Origin of the sequence: Streptomyces sp. BE303 (genome assembly GCF_036290945.1) — a bacterium.
Lineage (GTDB): Bacteria > Actinomycetota > Actinomycetes > Streptomycetales > Streptomycetaceae > Kitasatospora.
In genome coordinates, this window is the sequence record NZ_JAQYWZ010000051.1 from 1 (window position 1) to 815 (window position 815).

At 72.5% G+C, this 815-nt stretch carries 1 protein-coding gene and 2 pseudogenes; all 3 read right to left on the bottom strand.

Annotated elements, in window-relative coordinates; genetic code table 11:
* Window positions 1-109: pseudogene (locus PUR56_RS00170) on the bottom strand (ATP-binding protein); the annotation flags it as partial.
* Window positions 90-512, bottom strand: coding sequence for a DUF742 domain-containing protein (locus PUR56_RS00175; protein ID WP_329881598.1), 423 nt, complete (start codon window positions 510-512; stop codon window positions 90-92). The gene PUR56_RS00175 and the pseudogene PUR56_RS00170, both read right to left, overlap by 20 nt.
* A 162-nt stretch (window positions 513-674) precedes the next feature.
* Window positions 675-815, bottom strand: a pseudogene (locus tag PUR56_RS00180) (roadblock/LC7 domain-containing protein); the annotation flags it as partial.

Here is an 815-nt window from a genome sequence, read left to right on the forward strand (position 1 = left end):
CGGCGCCGACGAGCGTGGTCTTGCCGACACCGAAGCCGCCGGCGACGACGATCTTCGCGGAGGTGGTGGCGCGGGTGGGGGCGGCCGCGTTAGAGCTTGCGAAGTCCACTGAGGACCCTTTCGAGCAGCGTGACGTCGGGCGTTCCGCCCGACTCGCCCGCGGCGGCGGGCTGGTGGATGGCGACGAGGCCGGCCTCGGCCAGGTCGGCGACGAGGATGCGGGCGACACCGAGCGGGACGCCGGCCAGTGCGGAGATCTCCGCGATGGACTTGACCTCACGGCAGAGGTTCACGATCCGGGCGTGCTCGGGCAGCAGGCCGCCGGTGCGCTCGGCGGAGCCCGTCGTCGAGATCAGCGCCTCGATCGCGAGCTGGTACCGGGGCCGGGTGCGGCCTCCGGTCATCGCGTACGGGCGGACCAGCGGCTGCTGCTCGTAGCCGTCGGACTGCCCGCCGTAGCCGCTGCCGTACCCGCTGCCGTACGAGCCGGCGGGTGTCGAAGGCGGGGTCATGGGTCCTCCTTGTGCTGCAGCCTGGGGCAGCCGGTTCCAGCTGGGGTGGTTGCCAGCTGAGGCGAAATCAGCTGCCTGAGGGTAGCTGAGGGTGGAACGCCGGGTCCGGTCGGGTCGGACCCGGCGGGGAGGTGGGACGGGTGGGGTACCCGCTCAGTGCACTCAGTGCAGGAGACTGCCCTGGAGTTCTGCGCGGAGTGCGGGGGTGAGGACGGCGCCGGCCCGGTCGACGAGCAGGGCCATCTCGTATCCGACGAGACCGATGTCGGAGTCGGGGGCGGCCAGGACGGCGAGTGCCGAGCC